Origin of the sequence: Devosia sp. LjRoot16, assembly GCF_964252795.1 — a bacterium.
Lineage (GTDB): Bacteria > Pseudomonadota > Alphaproteobacteria > Rhizobiales > Devosiaceae > Devosia_A.
The window spans coordinates 66,786-82,128 of record NZ_CAXUPH020000003.1 but is presented as its reverse complement, the minus strand read 5'-3'; the positions used below and the strand labels follow the sequence as shown (position 1 = coordinate 82,128).

At 64.2% G+C, this 15,343-nt stretch carries 12 protein-coding genes; 10 read left to right on the top strand and 2 right to left on the bottom strand.

Annotated elements, in window-relative coordinates; genetic code table 11:
• Positions 1 to 71: 71 nt before the first annotated feature.
• Positions 72 to 3,545: a DNA polymerase III subunit alpha gene (dnaE, locus tag ACSQ23_RS14760; RefSeq protein WP_436091062.1), complete on the top strand. Its 3,474-nt coding sequence runs from the start codon at positions 72 to 74 to the stop codon at positions 3,543 to 3,545.
• Positions 3,546 to 3,583: 38 nt separating this feature from the next.
• On the opposite strand, the gene ACSQ23_RS14755 is transcribed toward dnaE, so the two are convergent.
• Positions 3,584 to 4,960 (bottom strand): FAD-binding oxidoreductase, encoded by a 1,377-nt coding sequence (locus tag ACSQ23_RS14755; protein ID WP_436091061.1) that lies wholly within the window; start codon positions 4,958 to 4,960, stop codon positions 3,584 to 3,586.
• Between the two features lie 124 nt (positions 4,961 to 5,084).
• Entirely contained in the window at positions 5,085 to 5,507 is a 423-nt protein-coding gene (locus ACSQ23_RS14750) for a hypothetical protein (RefSeq protein ID WP_436091060.1), read from the bottom strand.
• A 196-nt stretch (positions 5,508 to 5,703) separates the two neighbouring features.
• Here ACSQ23_RS14750 and rpsB point away from each other — a divergent pair, with 196 nt between their 5' ends.
• The 9 genes from rpsB to lpxD all read left to right on the top strand — a co-directional run bounded on the left by rpsB (position 5,704) and on the right by lpxD (position 15,322).
• Positions 5,704 to 6,489 (top strand): 30S ribosomal protein S2, encoded by a 786-nt coding sequence (gene rpsB / locus ACSQ23_RS14745; protein WP_055881587.1) that lies wholly within the window; start codon positions 5,704 to 5,706, stop codon positions 6,487 to 6,489.
• Positions 6,490 to 6,562: 73 nt separating this feature from the next.
• The gene (gene tsf, locus ACSQ23_RS14740) at positions 6,563 to 7,489 is read left to right on the top strand and encodes a translation elongation factor Ts (protein ID WP_055881584.1); all 927 of its coding nucleotides are present in this window, start codon (positions 6,563 to 6,565) and stop codon (positions 7,487 to 7,489) included.
• Positions 7,490 to 7,599: 110 nt separating this feature from the next.
• Positions 7,600 to 8,313: a UMP kinase gene (gene pyrH / locus ACSQ23_RS14735; protein WP_055881581.1), complete on the top strand. Its 714-nt coding sequence runs from the start codon at positions 7,600 to 7,602 to the stop codon at positions 8,311 to 8,313.
• A 26-nt stretch (positions 8,314 to 8,339) separates the two neighbouring features.
• The gene (gene frr, locus ACSQ23_RS14730) at positions 8,340 to 8,900 is read left to right on the top strand and encodes a ribosome recycling factor (RefSeq protein WP_055881578.1); all 561 of its coding nucleotides are present in this window, start codon (positions 8,340 to 8,342) and stop codon (positions 8,898 to 8,900) included.
• A gap of 36 nt (positions 8,901 to 8,936) precedes the next feature.
• A complete protein-coding gene (locus tag ACSQ23_RS14725) occupies positions 8,937 to 9,698 on the top strand; it encodes an isoprenyl transferase (protein WP_055881576.1) in 762 nt (253 codons plus the stop codon).
• Positions 9,695 to 10,582, top strand: coding sequence for a phosphatidate cytidylyltransferase (locus ACSQ23_RS14720; protein WP_055996627.1), 888 nt, complete (start codon positions 9,695 to 9,697; stop codon positions 10,580 to 10,582). The genes ACSQ23_RS14725 and ACSQ23_RS14720 overlap by 4 nt, the downstream gene beginning before the upstream one ends.
• A gap of 84 nt (positions 10,583 to 10,666) precedes the next feature.
• Positions 10,667 to 11,800 carry an RIP metalloprotease RseP gene (rseP, locus tag ACSQ23_RS14715; protein WP_055881570.1) on the top strand — a complete coding sequence of 378 codons (1,134 nt, stop codon included), beginning with the start codon at positions 10,667 to 10,669 and terminating at the stop codon, positions 11,798 to 11,800.
• 263 nt (positions 11,801 to 12,063) lie between these two features.
• Positions 12,064 to 14,202 carry an outer membrane protein assembly factor BamA gene (gene bamA, locus ACSQ23_RS14710; RefSeq protein ID WP_055996625.1) on the top strand — a complete coding sequence of 713 codons (2,139 nt, stop codon included), beginning with the start codon at positions 12,064 to 12,066 and terminating at the stop codon, positions 14,200 to 14,202.
• 91 nt (positions 14,203 to 14,293) lie between these two features.
• Positions 14,294 to 15,322 carry a UDP-3-O-(3-hydroxymyristoyl)glucosamine N-acyltransferase gene (lpxD, locus tag ACSQ23_RS14705; protein WP_436091059.1) on the top strand — a complete coding sequence of 343 codons (1,029 nt, stop codon included), beginning with the start codon at positions 14,294 to 14,296 and terminating at the stop codon, positions 15,320 to 15,322.
• Positions 15,323 to 15,343: the final 21 nt, after the last annotated feature.

The window sequence follows — 15,343 nt, the reverse complement described above, 5'->3', positions numbered from 1 at the left end:
CTCGTGTGACGAGCTGTGGATTGACGTCCTCGTGTGTGGCCGTGGTGCCGCCACGGGGTTAGGAACGACGAATGGCTGGCCCCGGCTTCATTCACCTGCATGTACACTCGGCTTACTCGCTCCTCGAGGGAGCGCTGCCGCTCAGCAAGTTGCTCGATCTCGCCAAGGCGGACAAGCAGCCGGCGCTCGGTATTGCCGACACCAATAACCTGTTCGGCGCGCTCGAGTTCTCCGAGAAGGCGGCGGGGAAGGGGATCCAGCCGCTGATCGGCGTCGAACTGGCGGTGGATTTCTCCGCCATGGAGGACAGCCAGGATCGCATGCAGGAGCGCGGCCACGATCGTGGCCGTTATGGCAAGGGCGGGCTGGTGCTGCTGGCGGCGTCAGAGACCGGCTTCGCCAATCTGTCCGGTCTCGTCAGCCGTGCTCACCTCGAAGGCGAGAATGGGCGCGCCGCCGCCAAGCTCGACTGGCTGCAGCGCGAAACGCTCGAGGGCATCATCTGCCTCAGCGGTGGCCCGGAAGGCGCGATCGACCCGTGGTTCGCCAATAATGTGGATACGATTGCGCTGGGTCGGCTCGACCGGCTGCGTGAGCTGTTCGGCGACCGGTTCTATATCGAGCTGCAGCGGCATGGCCGCCCGCAGGAAACGCTGAACGAAGCCAAGCTCCTCGATTACGCCTACGCCCGCGGCGTTCCGCTGGTCGCCACCAACGAGCCGTTCTATCCTGGCCCCTCCGACCATGAGGCGCATGACGCGCTGCTGGCGATCGCCGGCGGTACGGTGGTGGCGCAGACCGAACGCCGCAAGCTCACCGACCAGCACTATTTCAAGACCCGCGAGGAGATGCAAAAGCTCTTCGCCGACCTGCCCGAAGCGCTCGACAACACCATCGAGATCGCGCAACGCATCGGTTACCGGCCCAAGAAGCGCAATCCGGTGCTGCCGACCTTTGCCGCATCCCCCGGCCAATCGGCTGAGGAGGCGGTGGCGGCCGAGGCGCAGGCGCTCGCCCATATGGCGCGCACCGGCCTCGAGGAGCGGTTCCGCGTGGTCGGCGTCGCCCCCGGCAAGACCGAGGAAATCTATCGCGAGCGGCTGGAATACGAGCTCGGTATCATCGAGCGGATGAAGTATCCCGGCTACTTCCTGATCGTTGCCGACTTCATCCAGTGGGCCAAGGCGCAGGACATCCCGGTCGGCCCCGGCCGCGGCTCCGGCGCCGGCTCGCTGGTGGCCTATGCCACCACCATCACCGACCTCGATCCGCTCCGCTACAACCTGCTGTTCGAGCGCTTCCTCAACCCCGAACGCGTATCGATGCCGGACTTCGACATCGACTTCTGCCAGGACCGCCGCGAAGAGGTGATCCGCTACGTCCAGCAGAAATACGGCGAGGCGCAGGTTGCGCAGATCATCACCTTCGGAACGCTGCAGGCACGCGCCGTGCTGCGTGACGTCGGCCGCGTGCTGCAGATGCCATATGGGCAGGTAGACCGCATTGCGAAGCTCGTGCCGGCCAACCCGGCCGACCCCTGGACGCTCGAGCGCTCGCTGAAGGAAGTGCCGCAGCTGAGGCAACTGGCCGACGAAGACGAGCAGGTCGGCGAGCTGCTGGCCATCGGGCAGAAGCTCGAGGGGCTCTACCGGCACGCTTCGACCCACGCTGCCGGCATCGTCATCGGCGACCGGCCGCTGCAGGAACTGGCGCCGCTGTACCGCGATCCGCGCTCGGATATGCCGGTCAGCCAGTACAACATGAAGTGGTCGGAGACGGCCGGGCTGGTGAAGTTCGACTTCCTCGGCCTCAAGACGCTGACCACCATCAAGCGCGCCGTCGACATGATCAATCGCAGCGGCGACGGCAAGTTCCGCATCGAAGACATCCCGATCGACGACGAGAAGACCTACAAGCTCTACGCCATCGGCGACACGGCGGGTGTGTTCCAGGTGGAAGGCGCCGGCATGCGCCGGGCGCTGGTCGACATGAAGCCCGACCATTTCGAGGACATCATCGCGCTGGTGGCGCTCTACCGCCCGGGCCCGATGGAGAACATCCCGCTCTTCAACGACCGCAAACACGGCCGCGAGGACGTGGAGTATCCGCACGAGGCGCTGAGCGAAGTCCTCGACGAGACCTACGGCATCATCGTTTACCAGGAACAGGTGATGCAGATCGCGCAGATCCTTTCCGGATATTCGCTCGGCGAAGCCGATATGCTGCGCCGCGCCATGGGCAAGAAGATCAAGGCCGAAATGGATGCGCAGCGGGCGCGCTTCCAGGAGGGCGCGATCAGGTACGGCCTGAAAAAGGGCCTCGCCGACACCATTTTCGACCTGCTCGCCAAGTTCGCCAACTACGGCTTCAACAAGTCGCACGCCGCGACCTATGCGCTGGTCAGCTACCAGACCGCCTATCTCAAGGCGCATTATCCGCACGAGTTCTTCGCGGCGACCATGACGCTCGACATGGGCAACACGGATAAGCTCAATGAATTCCGCCAGGACGCCAAGAAGCACGGCATCGAGATCGTGCCGCCCTGCGTCAACCGCTCCGATGCGGTGTTCAACACCCACGACGGCAAGGTGTTTTACGCCATCGGCGCAGTGAAGGGCGTGGGCCAGGCGGTGGCCGAGCACATCATGGAAGCGCGCGGCGACAAGCCGTTCAAGGATCTGAGTGATTTCGCGTCGCGCGTCGACGCCAGGATCATCAATCGGCGGACGCTTGAGGCTCTCGTCAACGCCGGCGCGTTCGACCAACTGGTGCCACGTCGGGAGCAGGCTTTCACTGCCATCGACGCTATCGTCGCGACGGCATCCTCGATCAACAGCGATCGTGACACCGGTCAGCTCGGCCTGCTGGATTTCGATGGTCCACCGCCGATCCTGCTCAATCAAGCCGTAACCAATTGGCTACCGGCCGAACGGCTGGCGCGCGAGCACGGCGCCATCGGCTTCCACCTTTCGGGTCATCCGCTCGATCAGTACGCCGAGCTGTTCGACCGGCTGCGGGTGACGCCGTACAGCGATTTCGAGCGCGCAGTGAAGGAAGCCGATGCGCGGGCAGGGCGCATCGCCGGCACGATTGCGTCCCGTAACGATCGGCGTACCAAAAAGGGCACGCCGATGGCGATCCTCAGCCTGTCGGACGCGAGCGGCGGCTACGAGGTGATCGCCTTTTCCGAGCAGATCAGCCAGTTCTCCAATGTCCTGCAGCCAGGCAAGTCGGTGATCCTGACGGTTGAAGCCGATGAACGCCCCGATGGCATAAGCATTCGCCTGAACAAGGCCGAGCCGATCGAGGGCGCGGCTGAAAAGGTCGGTCGCCGCCTCACGGTGTTCGCAGGCTCCGAAAAGTGCCTCGCTCCGATCGCGTCGCAGCTCAAGCCCGGCGGCGAGGGGCAGGTCAGCTTCATCGTCATCCGCGATGCAGGGGCGAAGGAGTACGAAATCGAGCTCAGGGGCGGCTACCGCCTCAGCGCAGAGATCGCCGGCAGCATCAAGGCGATGGAAGGCGTGGTGGACGTCCGGCTGAACTAGGTCGGGGTCGCGGCCGCCAGACCGATCGACCGGGTCCATCAGCCCGGCGCGATATTGTGGTTGAGGTGGAAGACGTTGCGCGGGTCGTACTCGCGTTTGACCTGTACCAGCCTCTTGTAGTGATCCGCACCAAACCCGGCGACCACGCGGTCGGCCCCCTCGTCGCCGATGAAGTTCAGGTAGACATGCTCCGTCGACCATGGCTTGAGGTCGGCGACGATGTTTCGGGCCCAGCTTCGGCCTCTGGCATCATCGGCTGGGTCAGTCCACAGGCCGAACGGGTGGGCGCACCACGGTGCGCTCCGCCACGGCACCGGCCAATCCGCCGTTTCGCGCGCGACCTTGCCGCCACCCGGGAACAGCACGTGCTGTGAAGCGGAGGGCACGATCATATCGGCCGCCCGGGAACAGAACCGGTCGATCGCGGCGTCTGGGAGCGAGGTGAGGTACTGCGCCGACCAGTAATTGCGGTAGCCCGGCGGATCATCGATCATGCACTGGAAATCGGCATAGGGCATTTCGGCGATCATGCCGCCGGCGTGCCCGAGCGACAGCATCGGCGCCAGCGCCTTGCGCGCATCCGCTTCGCCGCCGGCGTACACCAGCAGCAGGATGAAGGAGAGCTGTCCGACCAGAGCCGCGGGAACGAACTCGGCCTCGGGGCCGGTCAGATAGACCGCACCGCCCCCCACTTCGTCGGGCGCCGCTTCGATGAAGTCACGGAACTGCCTTAGAATTTCCGGGCCTTGTTCCGGCGTCCAGAACAGCAGCGCGGCGGTGACCGACGAGAGCGGGTAGAGCTTGAAGGTCAGCGATGTCACGACGCCGAAATTGCCGCCGCCGCCATGCAGCGCCCAGAACAGCTCAGGGTTTTCGGTCTCGGAGGCGGTGAGCAATTTCCCGTCGGCGGTGACGAGGTCGGCCGACAGCAGGTTGTCGCAGGCGAGGCCGAACTTGCGGTCGAGCCAGCCGGTACCGCCGCCGAGGGTGAAGCCGCCGACGCCCGTCGTCGAGACCCGGCCACCGGTGGTCGCCAGCCCATGGGGCTGGGTGGCGCGATCGAGGTGGCTCATGGTAGCGCCGCCGCCGACCCTGGCCGTCATGCGATCGGGGTCGAGGGAAACGGCATTCATGCGCCTGAGGTCGACCACCAGGCCGCCATCGACGCTGCCCTTGCCGGCCACGCTATGCCCGCCGCCCCGGACCGCGACTTCGAGGCCGTGCTGGTCGGCGAAGGCCAGCGCCGCGACGACATCGGCCGATGTGGCGCATTGCGCCAGAGCGGCGGGACGGTGGTCGATCATGGCGTTGAAAACGGTTCGGGCCTCGCCGAAGGACGGGCTTTGTGGTGTCACGACCTCGCCCGCGAAGCCGGCCCGCAAAGATTCGAACGCCTGTTCAGAAAGCAAGGCCATGCCACACCTCTCCATCGAGCAGTGACGCCGGGCCCCGAGGCCGCGCGGCCATCGAAGCGATCGGCACGGACAGCGACAATCTAGCTTCGAAGGGCAGGGGCGTCGAGAGTGCCCACCGCGAGGGCTAAGCAGTCCCGGCCAGGACCGCTTCGACCTGTTCTTCCAATCCCAGCCGGCTGAGTTTCCTCTGGAACGTTTCGAGGGCGGCATAGTCGGTAGCCATCTGGAGCGTAGCCACCTGCGGTAGTTGCCGATCTTCCCACCAGCGGCGGTGCCGCAGCTCGACCGTAACCTTCAAGTGCCCGCGCGAAGTCAGCGGAGTGACAGAAATGCGCACCTCGTCCTCGATCACGCCAGTGTAGTAGGTGATGCCGGTCTCAGCGTTGACAGGGTAGGTGCCAAGGTCGTCGACGAACTGCAGGAGCGGATCGAGGGCCACATAGCTCTCCGCGCGTCCTGCGAAGCCGCCTGACTGTGCCTGTACGACGAGGGTGCCAAGCCGGTTCTCGTCGTCGTCTGCAATGTAGGTTAGTCGAAGCTCGCTCATGCCGGGTTTGATAGCTGACGGCGCGACCCTTGCCTATGACAGCAAAACCCCCTATATGCGCGGCGCGTCCTGAGACCCAGGCGTAATTCACACGCGAAGCGCGGCGCCACGGCACTTAGGTCGATGGCTCCAACCGGTGGCGGGACATCCCGTCGCAAACGCTCGCGGAGGCAATAACCGGTAAAGGAAGCCTTCCATGGCATTGCCCGATTTTTCTATGCGTCAGCTGCTCGAAGCAGGTGTTCACTTCGGCCACCAGAAGCACCGCTGGAACCCGAAGATGGAGCGCCACATTTTCGGCGTCCGCAACGACATCCACATTCTCGACCTGTCGCAGACCGTTCCGGCTCTGCAGCGCGCGCTGCAGCTGATCTCGGACACCGTCGCTGACGGCGGCCGCGTGCTGTTCGTCGGCACCAAGCGCCAGGCCGCTCCGGTGGTGGCCGAGGCTGCCCGCCAGTCCGCCCAGTACTACGTCAACTCGCGCTGGCTCGGCGGCACGCTGACCAACTGGCAGACCATTTCGAACTCGATCGCCCGTCTGCGCGAGCTCGAAGCACAGCAGGCCGACGGCGGCCATGGCCTGACCAAGAAGGAGCTGCTGCTCCTCAGCCGTGAGCAGGAGCGCCTCGAGCGTGACCTGGGCGGCATCAAGGACATGGGTAACCTGCCGAACCTGCTGTTCGTGATCGACACCAACAAGGAAGCGAACGCCATTAAGGAAGCCAAGCGCCTTGGCATCCCGGTGATCGCGATCGTCGACTCGAACTCGGATCCCGACACCGTCGATTTCGCCATTCCGGGCAATGACGACGCGGCTCGCGCCCTCGAGCTCTACTGCTCGCTGGTATCGCGCGCCGCCATCGACGGCATCGGCCGTTCGGCCGCCGGCCGTGGCGCCGATCTCGGTGCTGCCGCCGAGGCTCCGGAAGAGCCGGCGCTCAGCGCCGAAGACGCCGATACGTCGTCTGCCGCCAACTAATCCGGTTCGCTCCGGGTTACGCATTCGAACAATGGCGCGGCTCCGGAACGGGGCCGCGGAAAGGTGATATCAAATGGCTGTTTCCGCTCAGCAGGTTAAAGAGCTCCGCGAACTGACCGGCGTGGGGATGATGGACTGCAAGAAGGCCCTCGAGGAGACCGGTGGCGACATGGAAGCGGCAGTCGATTGGCTGCGCACCCGTGGTCTGGCCAAGGCCGCCAAGAAGGCCGGCCGTGTCGCGGCTGAAGGTCTGGTTGGCGTGTCGCTCAACGGCACCCGCGGCGCGATCGTCGAAGTGAACTCCGAGACCGACTTCGTTGCCCGCAACGACCAGTTCCAGTCGATCGTCGCCAACATTGCCAAGCTCGCCCTCGACGCCGATGGCGACGTGAGCAAGCTCAGCGAGATGCCGTACCCGGGCTCGGGTCGCTCCGCTTCGGCCGAACTCACCGACGCCATCGCCAAGATCGGCGAGAACATGAACCTGCGTCGCACCGGCACGCTCACCGTCAAGGACGGCGTGATCGGCTCGTACGTGCACAACTCCGTGGCGCCCGGCCTCGGCAAGCTCGGCGTGATCGTCGGGCTCGAGTCGACCGGTGACAAGGCAGCGCTGAATGCCCTGGGCAAGCAGCTCGCCATGCACATCGCCAACACCAAGCCGCTGAGCGTGTCGCCCGACGACATCGACCAGGACGTGCTGGCCCGCGAGCGCGCCATCTTCACCGAGCAGGCGCGAGAATCCGGTAAGCCGGAGGCCGTGATCGAGAAGATGATCGAAGGCCGCGTGCGCAAGTTCTACGAGGAAGTGACGCTGCTCTCGCAGGTGTTCGTGATCGACGGCGAGACCAAGATCGCCGACGTGGTCAAGAACGCCGAGAAGGATGCCGGCGCTCCGATCAAGGTGACGGGCTTCGTCGCCTACGCGCTGGGCGAAGGCATCGCCAAGGAAGAAACCGACTTCGCTGCCGAAGTTGCTGCCACTGCCGGCGTGAAGTAAGACGCGGGATAAGTTTCGGACGGGCTGGTCAACAGCCCCTCCGAATATGCCATAACCGCCTGCGACGCCCCTAGATTCGGGCATTGTTGTGCACCTCGGGAGACTGACGAATGGCCAAATCCGCCTACAAACGGATTCTGCTGAAAGTCTCCGGCGAAGTGCTTGCCGGCGACCAGTCCTTCGGCATCGAGCCGAAATTCCTCCACGCCATGGCCGACCAGATCGCGGAAGTCGCCAAGAGCGGCGTCCAGGTGGCGATCGTCATCGGTGCGGGCAATATCTTCCGCGGCATGGCCGTGGCAGCCAAGGGCGGCGACCGGGTCACCAGCGACCTGATGGGCATGCTGGGCACAGTGATCAACTCGCTGGCGCTGGGCGACGCCATCGAGCAGAAGGGCTTGAAGGTCAAAGTTTATTCCAACGTGCCGATGGAGACGGTGGCCGATACGTTCACGGCCCGCGACGCCAACCTGGCGCTGGCCGATGGCTACGTGGTGGTGTGCGCCGGCGGCACCGGCAGCCCGTTCTTCACCACTGATACGGCGGCGGCGCTGAAGGCGATCGAGCTCAGGTGCGATGTGCTGCTCAAGGGCACCAAGGTGGATGGAGTCTATTCCGAGGATCCCAAGAAGAACCCCAAGGCGCTGCGCTTCGAGACGATCAGCCATGAAGAAGTGATCGCCAAGGACCTGCGGGTTATGGATACGGCGGCCTTCGCGCTTGCCCGCGACAACGGCTTGCCGATAATTGTTTACGCGCTCGACGACAAGGAAGGCCTCAAAGGCGTCCTGGCCGGCCGGGCAAGGAGTACACGCGTCGGCTAAGACGCGGGATATCAAGGAGTTTTACGATGGCCGAGGCATTCTCGCTGCCCGCACTCAAGGACCGGATGCAGAAGTCGATCGTCTCGCTCAGGGACGAACTGGCTGGCCTCAGGACCGGACGCGCAAGCGCCAGCCTGCTGGAGCCCGTAACGGTCGAGGCCTATGGCGGTCGCATGCCGCTCAACCAGGTGGCGACGGTCACCGTGCCGGAAGCCCGCATGCTCAGCGTGCAGGTGTGGGACCGTACCCTCGCCGGCGCCGTGGAGAAGGCCATCCGCAATTCCGGCCTTGGACTCAACCCGGCGGCCGAGGGCGTGGTGATCCGCGTGCCGCTGCCGGAGCTCAACGAAGAACGCCGCCGCGACTTGACCAAGGTTGCGCATAATTATGCCGAGCAGGCGCGCGTCGCCGTTCGCCACATCCGTCGTGACGGCATGGACCTGCTCAAGAAGCTGGAGAAGGACGGCGACCTCAGCCAGGACGACAGCCGTAAGTTGGGCGATCAGGTGCAGCAGGCGACCGACGCCGCCGTGGCCGATATCGACAACGTGCTGGCCGTCAAGGAACAGGAAATCATGCAGGTCTAGTATAGGCCTGTAACGCGCTGCCCCTGGAGGGCGTCAATGTCCGCCGATACTGCCGTCGCCACGACGCTCAACGAGAAGCCTGGGCTCAAGATTCCCGCCCACCTGGCGGTCATCATGGATGGCAATGGGCGCTGGGCCAAGGCGCGCGGCAAGGTGCGTACCGAGGGCCATGTCGAGGGCGTCAAGGCGCTCCGCCGGCTGGTCGACCTGTCGATCCGCTACGGCGTCAAGCACCTGACTGTGTTCAGCTTCTCATCGGAGAACTGGAGCCGGCCGCGCGATGAAGTCAACTTCATCTTCGGGCTGCTGCACCGGTTCGTCGCCTCCGACCTGGCGACGCTGATCCAGAACAATGTCCGGGTGCGGATCATCGGGACCCGTACCGGCCTCGACGAAGCGCTGAAGCGGCTGATCGACGAAGTGCAGGTCAAGACCGCCCGCAATACCGGGCTCGAGCTGATCGTCGCCTTCAACTATGGCGGCAAATCCGAACTCACCGAGGCGACGAAAGCGATCGCCCAGGCGGTGGCGTCCGGCAAGCTGCGCGTCGAGGACATCACTGAAGAGACCATCGCGCGGGCGCTTTACACCTCCGGCACGCCGGATCCCGACCTGATCATCCGCACCAGCGGCGAGCAGCGGGTTTCGAATTTCCTGCTCTGGCAGGGCGCGTACTCCGAACTGGTGTTCGTCGAGGAGAACTGGCCGGATTTCGGCGAGCAGGTTTTCCTCAAGGCGCTCGATGAATATTCCGCGCGCAGCAGACGCTTTGGCGGGATCGAGTCGAGGAGCCAGTGAGCGCACCGGAGGACCAGCGTCCCCAGTTCAACCCGCTTGCCCGTCGGTCCTGGACCGACCTCGGCCCCCGTTTCGCTTCGGCAATTGTGCTTCTCATCATGGCCGGCGTGGGGCTCTATTTCGGTTCCTACGTCTTCGCCGCTCTGGTCGCCGTGGTGTTTGCCGGCTGCTATCGCGAGTGGGAACGGATGGTGACGCTGAAGCCACTGACCACCGTTGGCGGCGCGCTGATCGGCCTGTTGGTCATTGCCGCACTGATCTATCCCGCGCTCGGGCCGCTGGCATCGCTCGCCGCCGTGGCAGCGGCTGCCGTGGTTGCAGCATTCGGCAGCCCCGGCAGCCGCCTTTGGCGAATCGGCGGCGTGGTTTTCTACGGCATTGTCATCATCGCGCTGCTGCTCATCCGCGGCGACGCAACCTGGAACCAGCCGGGGGTGTTCGACAGTGGCCTCTGGGCCGGCCTGCTGCTCGGCTGCGTGATCTGGGCGACCGATACAGGAGCCTATTTCACCGGCCGTCAGGTTGGTGGCGAGAAGCTGGCGCCCGATATTTCGCCGTCCAAGACCTGGTCGGGCGCCATTGGCGGCTTTGCGCTGGGCACCCTGGTCGGGCTGGTGGTCTGGCTGCTGGTGGTGCCGCAATCGCCGTGGTGGGTTGGCCTCGCGCTGTGCGCCGCCCTCAGCATCCTGGGGCAGGTCGGCGATCTGGCGGAGAGCGCCATCAAGCGGCGTTTCCGGATCAAGGATTCCGGTGACATCATCCCGGGGCATGGTGGCCTGATGGACCGGCTCGACAGCCTGACGCTCAGCTCGATCTTCCTTTGCGTCGTGGGAGCCCTACATGGCGGCCTGGGCGCAGTGGCGTCGGGCTTCCTCAACTGGTGACGCTGCGACACCCGGTCCTATCGCAATCTTAACGCATTCGACCCCTAGGTTCTCGGCAACTGCGGGGCGTTCGGAACCGACGACATGGACTTTGTTTTCTGGCTGCTTTCCTTCGTGGTGCCGTTCCTGGTGGTGCTCACCATCATCGTGTTCGTGCACGAGATGGGACACTATCTGGTGGCGCGCTGGAACGGCATTGCCATCCAGACCTTCTCGATCGGTTTTGGACGAGAGCTCATCGGTTTCGACGACAAGCGCGGCACGCGCTGGAAGATTTCGGCTATCCCGCTAGGCGGCTATGTCCGCTTCGTCGGGGACATGAACGCAGCCAGCATGCCGGACGAGGCGTTCATTGAGCGCGCCGGTCCCGAGTTGAGCCGGCAACTATTCGTCAACAAGAACGTGTGGCAACGCATCGCGGTGGTGATCGCCGGGCCTGTCGCCAACATCATCTTCACGTTGCTCGTGCTCTATGCCCTGCTGTTGAGCAATGGCCGTACGACCATTCCAGCGGTGCTCGATACGGTGCCGGTGGAATCGATCGCCGGGCAGGCAGGCCTCGCGGGAGGGGACCGCATCCTTTCGGTCGATGGGTACGAGGTGCGCGGCTTTGAGGACTTCCAACGGCTGATCGCGACGGCTCCGGAGCGTCGAGTGTCAATTACATTCGAGCGCGCCGGGCACACGAAGACCGTCACCGCTGTGCCACTGGCCGTGTCGGTCAAGGATCGGTTTGGCAACAACCACCGGATCGGTCGCCTTGGCGTCACCAAGGATGTCGATCAGGCCGAAGTCGTGCAGTACCGACCCAACCCGGTCGAGGCGATCGGGATGACGTTCGAAGAGGTCCGTTTCACCATCGATCGCACGGTGGCTTTCCTGGGCGATTTCTTTGTCGGCCGAGGCGATCTCGAACAGCTGGGCGGCCCGGTGAAAGTCGCCAAGGTGTCCGGCGAAATGGCCAGTCTGGGGCCCATAGCGCTCATTTATCTTGCTGCGGCGCTGTCGCTTAATATCGGCATTTTCAACTTGTTACCGATTCCGGTGCTCGATGGCGGCCATCTGCTCTACTACGTTGCAGAGGCGATCCGGGGGCGGCCGCTGCCGCAGCGGGTGCAGGACATTGGAAATCGGTTCGGGATGGCACTGGTGTTCACCCTCATGGTGTTCGCCACGTTCAACGACACCATTCTCAGCTACATTCGCAGCCTCGGGTGAGGGCACGCCGCAACGCGGCGTGCAGCCACATTGTCGCCGCGCCTCCGACGCATTTGCTCGAATGCCCCTACATTCCTGTTAACCCTTGGATAAGCTTAGTTTTCTAGGTGTTGCAGGAATGCACGAGGGCCAATCTTTCGCTAACCTCGAAGCCGGTCGCGGCTTGTCCGTGGTTAAAATTCCAGTAAAAGCTTTTGATGGAGTTAGCTGGGGACGCTGTGCATGGCGATTCCCAGCGTAGGTCGCACGAGGCAACAAGAATCATGACGAACCCGAAAAAGCTGATGCGCGGTGTTTTTGTAGCGCTCGCCCTCGTGGCAGCGCCGCTCGCAGGCGTCAGCGGTACATTCATCGGGGTCGATGCGGCCCAGGCTCAGCAGCAACGCCTCATCTCGGCGGTGCTGTTCGAAGGCAACAGCGGCTTCTCCGACGCCCAACTGCTCGCGATGGTCAACGTGGCGGAGCAGGGGAGCTTCACCGAGGGCGGCCTCGCAGCCGACGCAGAGTCGATCCGCCTTGCCTATGTCGGCAAGGGCTACATGGGCGTGACGGTTACGCCGCGGGTCGAGCAATCCGAGAGCGGTCGCGCCCGCATCACCTTCGTGGTCAATGAAGGGCAGCGCACCGGCATCGCGGCGATCAACTTCACCGGCAACAACTCGATCAGCTCGGGCACCCTCAAGTCCATCATCCGGACCCATGAGACGAGCCTGTTGAGCTGGCTGTTCCGTGACGACACCTACAGTGAAGATCTGCTGACGATCGACCGTGGGCTGATCGAACTCTACTACATGAACCACGGTTACCCGGATGCGCAGGTGACGTCGGCCGTCGGCGAGTACGACACGTCGCGCAATGCGTATTTTGTGAACTTCACCATCTCCGAGGGCGAGCGCTATCGCTTCGGCGCGATCGGTGTGGAGACCTCGATCCCGGGTCTGAACCCCGACGCCATGACCGGTGCGATCCGCACCGGCAAGGGCGGCACCTATTCGCTGGCCGATCTGCAGAAGTCCCAGGAAGACCTGGCCTTCGAGGCGACCGCGCAGGGCTATGCCTTTGCCGACGTTCGTCCGCGTGTCGACCGTGACGTGACCAACAGCACCTTCAACGTCACCTACCTGGTGGACGAGGGCGCCCGCATCTATGTCGAGCGCATCAACATCAGCGGCAACACCAAGACCCGCGACGCGGTTATCCGTCGCGAGCTGGATTTCGGTGAAGGCGACCCCTTCAACCGTTCGATGGTGCAGCGCGGCAAGACCCGCATCGAGGGTCTCGGATTCTTCAAGACGGTCGCCTTCGACATGCAGGCCGGCAGTGCGCCCGATAAGGTGGTCATCAACATCACCGTCGAAGAGCAGTCGACCGGCGATTACGGCCTGACCGCGGGCTTCGACTCGAGCGCTGGTCTCCTGGGCGAGGTGTCGGTCACCGAGCGCAACTTCCTTGGTCGTGGGCAGTATGTTCGCGCCGCAGTGAGTGCGTCGGAGTCGGGACAGAGCTACGACTTCTCGTTCACCGAGCCCCGTTTCATGGGCCTGCGTATTTCGTCCGGCGTCGATGTTTATCACCGCATCACCGAAGAGACGGACAAGAACACCTATGGCACGGCTGCGACCGGCGGGCAGATCCGCTTCGGTGCGCCGATCACTACAGACCTGAGCGCGTCGATCTTTACCGGTCTTGAGCAGAAGGTGCTGAAGGATCACGAGGCGCCGTGGACGGATGTGTTCAACCCGGGCCACGTTGCCGGCTTCGAGGATACCTTCAACAAGGCGTGGGTCGGCTATTCCCTGGCGTACAACACGCTGGACGATACCAAGCGTCCGACCGAGGGCATCTACGCGACCTTCTCGCAGCAGTATATCGGCTGGGACTACAACCTGCTGAAGACGGAGGCGAAGGCCCGTTATTTCATGCCGCTGCTGTCGGACTGGAACGTCATCGGTAGCGTCAAGGGGCAGGCTGGCTACATCGCCGCTCTCGACGGCGGCGGGGTCAGCCCGCTGGAAGCCTTCCGCAGCGCGGGCTCGATCGTCCGTGGCTTCCAGAGTGGCGGGATGGGTCCGCGTCTCGACAGCTCGCAGGAACTGCTCGGCTATACCGGTTATGTGGCAGCTTCTGCCGAAATCGAGTTCCCGATCCCGATCCTGCCGGAAACTTATGGTGTTCGTGGTGCGATCTGGGCCGACGCGGCTCTGATCGATGGCAATGGCAACGGCGGTGCGGGTATCATCGATCCCGGCAGCATCGACCAGAACTTCAAGTCCTCGGTTGGCGCCTCGATCATCTGGGACAGCCCGTTCGGTCCGCTGCGTGGCGATTTCGCCCACGTGCTGAACAAGGCGACGGACGACAAGACCCAGGTCTTCTCGCTCACGCTGCAGCAGCTGCTGTAATCGGTCGGCCGGCGCAATCGCCGGCCTCCCTCCTGGTTATCGAGGCCGCGGCGCGGTTGCCCCGCGGCCTCTTTGTTGTGTAATGACAGCCATGGTCGATACGCGCTTCCATTCCTCGTCGGGACCGATTTCGCTTGGTGTCGTGCTGTCGACGCTGGGCCGGAAGGTCGATGTCGACGAGCGGCGGGCAGCCGCACTGGTGATCAGCGGCGCCGAGGAACTCTCCCTGGCTGAGCCCGACCACCTTGCGCTGGCGGCGCAGGCCGAGTACCGCACGGCGCTCGCCGAGACCGGTGCCGGCGCAGTGATCGTCCACCCGAAATTCCTCGCCGATGTGCCGGCCGGAACCGTGCCCATCGTCGACGAGCGACCGCATGAGCTGTTCGTCGATTTGCTGGAACGGCTCTACCCGCTGGGCACTCGCGGTATCGCGTCAGGACTGTTCGAGCCTGGCGGTCCGGCCCCCTTCATCGAGGAGGGTGTGCGGATCGGCGCCAATGTGGTGATCGGCCCCGGCGTCGAGATCGGCCGCAATACCATCATCGGGCCCAACACGGTGATCGGTCGCGGCGTGACGATCGGCCGGAATGCGGTGATCGCCTCCAATGTCTCGATCGAGTGTGCGTATCTGGGCAACAACGTCGTGCTGCATGCCGGCGCGCGGATCGGCAGCGAGGGATTCGGCTGGCTGGGGCAGGGCCGCTCCAACCGCAAGATCCCGCAGCTCGGTCGGGTCATCGTGCAGGACGGCGTCGAGATCGGCGCCAATTCGACGGTCGATCGTGGCGCCCTGGGCGACACGGTGATCGGCGAAGGTACCAAGATCGACAATCTCGTGCAGATTGGCCACAACTCGCGCATCGGTCGGTATTGCCTCATCGCTGGTACCTGCGGTATCGGCGGCGGCACGATCATCGGCGATAACGTGCTGGTGGGCGGCGGTGCGGGCACGGCGGGACACTTGCGGATCGGTAATGGCAGCATATTGTCGGCCCGATGCCTGGTGACGAAGGACGTGCCGGCGGGCGCGAGAGTCGGAGGCTATCCGGCGCAGGACCTCAAGGCCTGGCAGCGCGAGATAGCGATGTTGCGGCGACTGAACAAAAGGGGACGAGAGTGACGGTTACCAACGAGGCGCCAG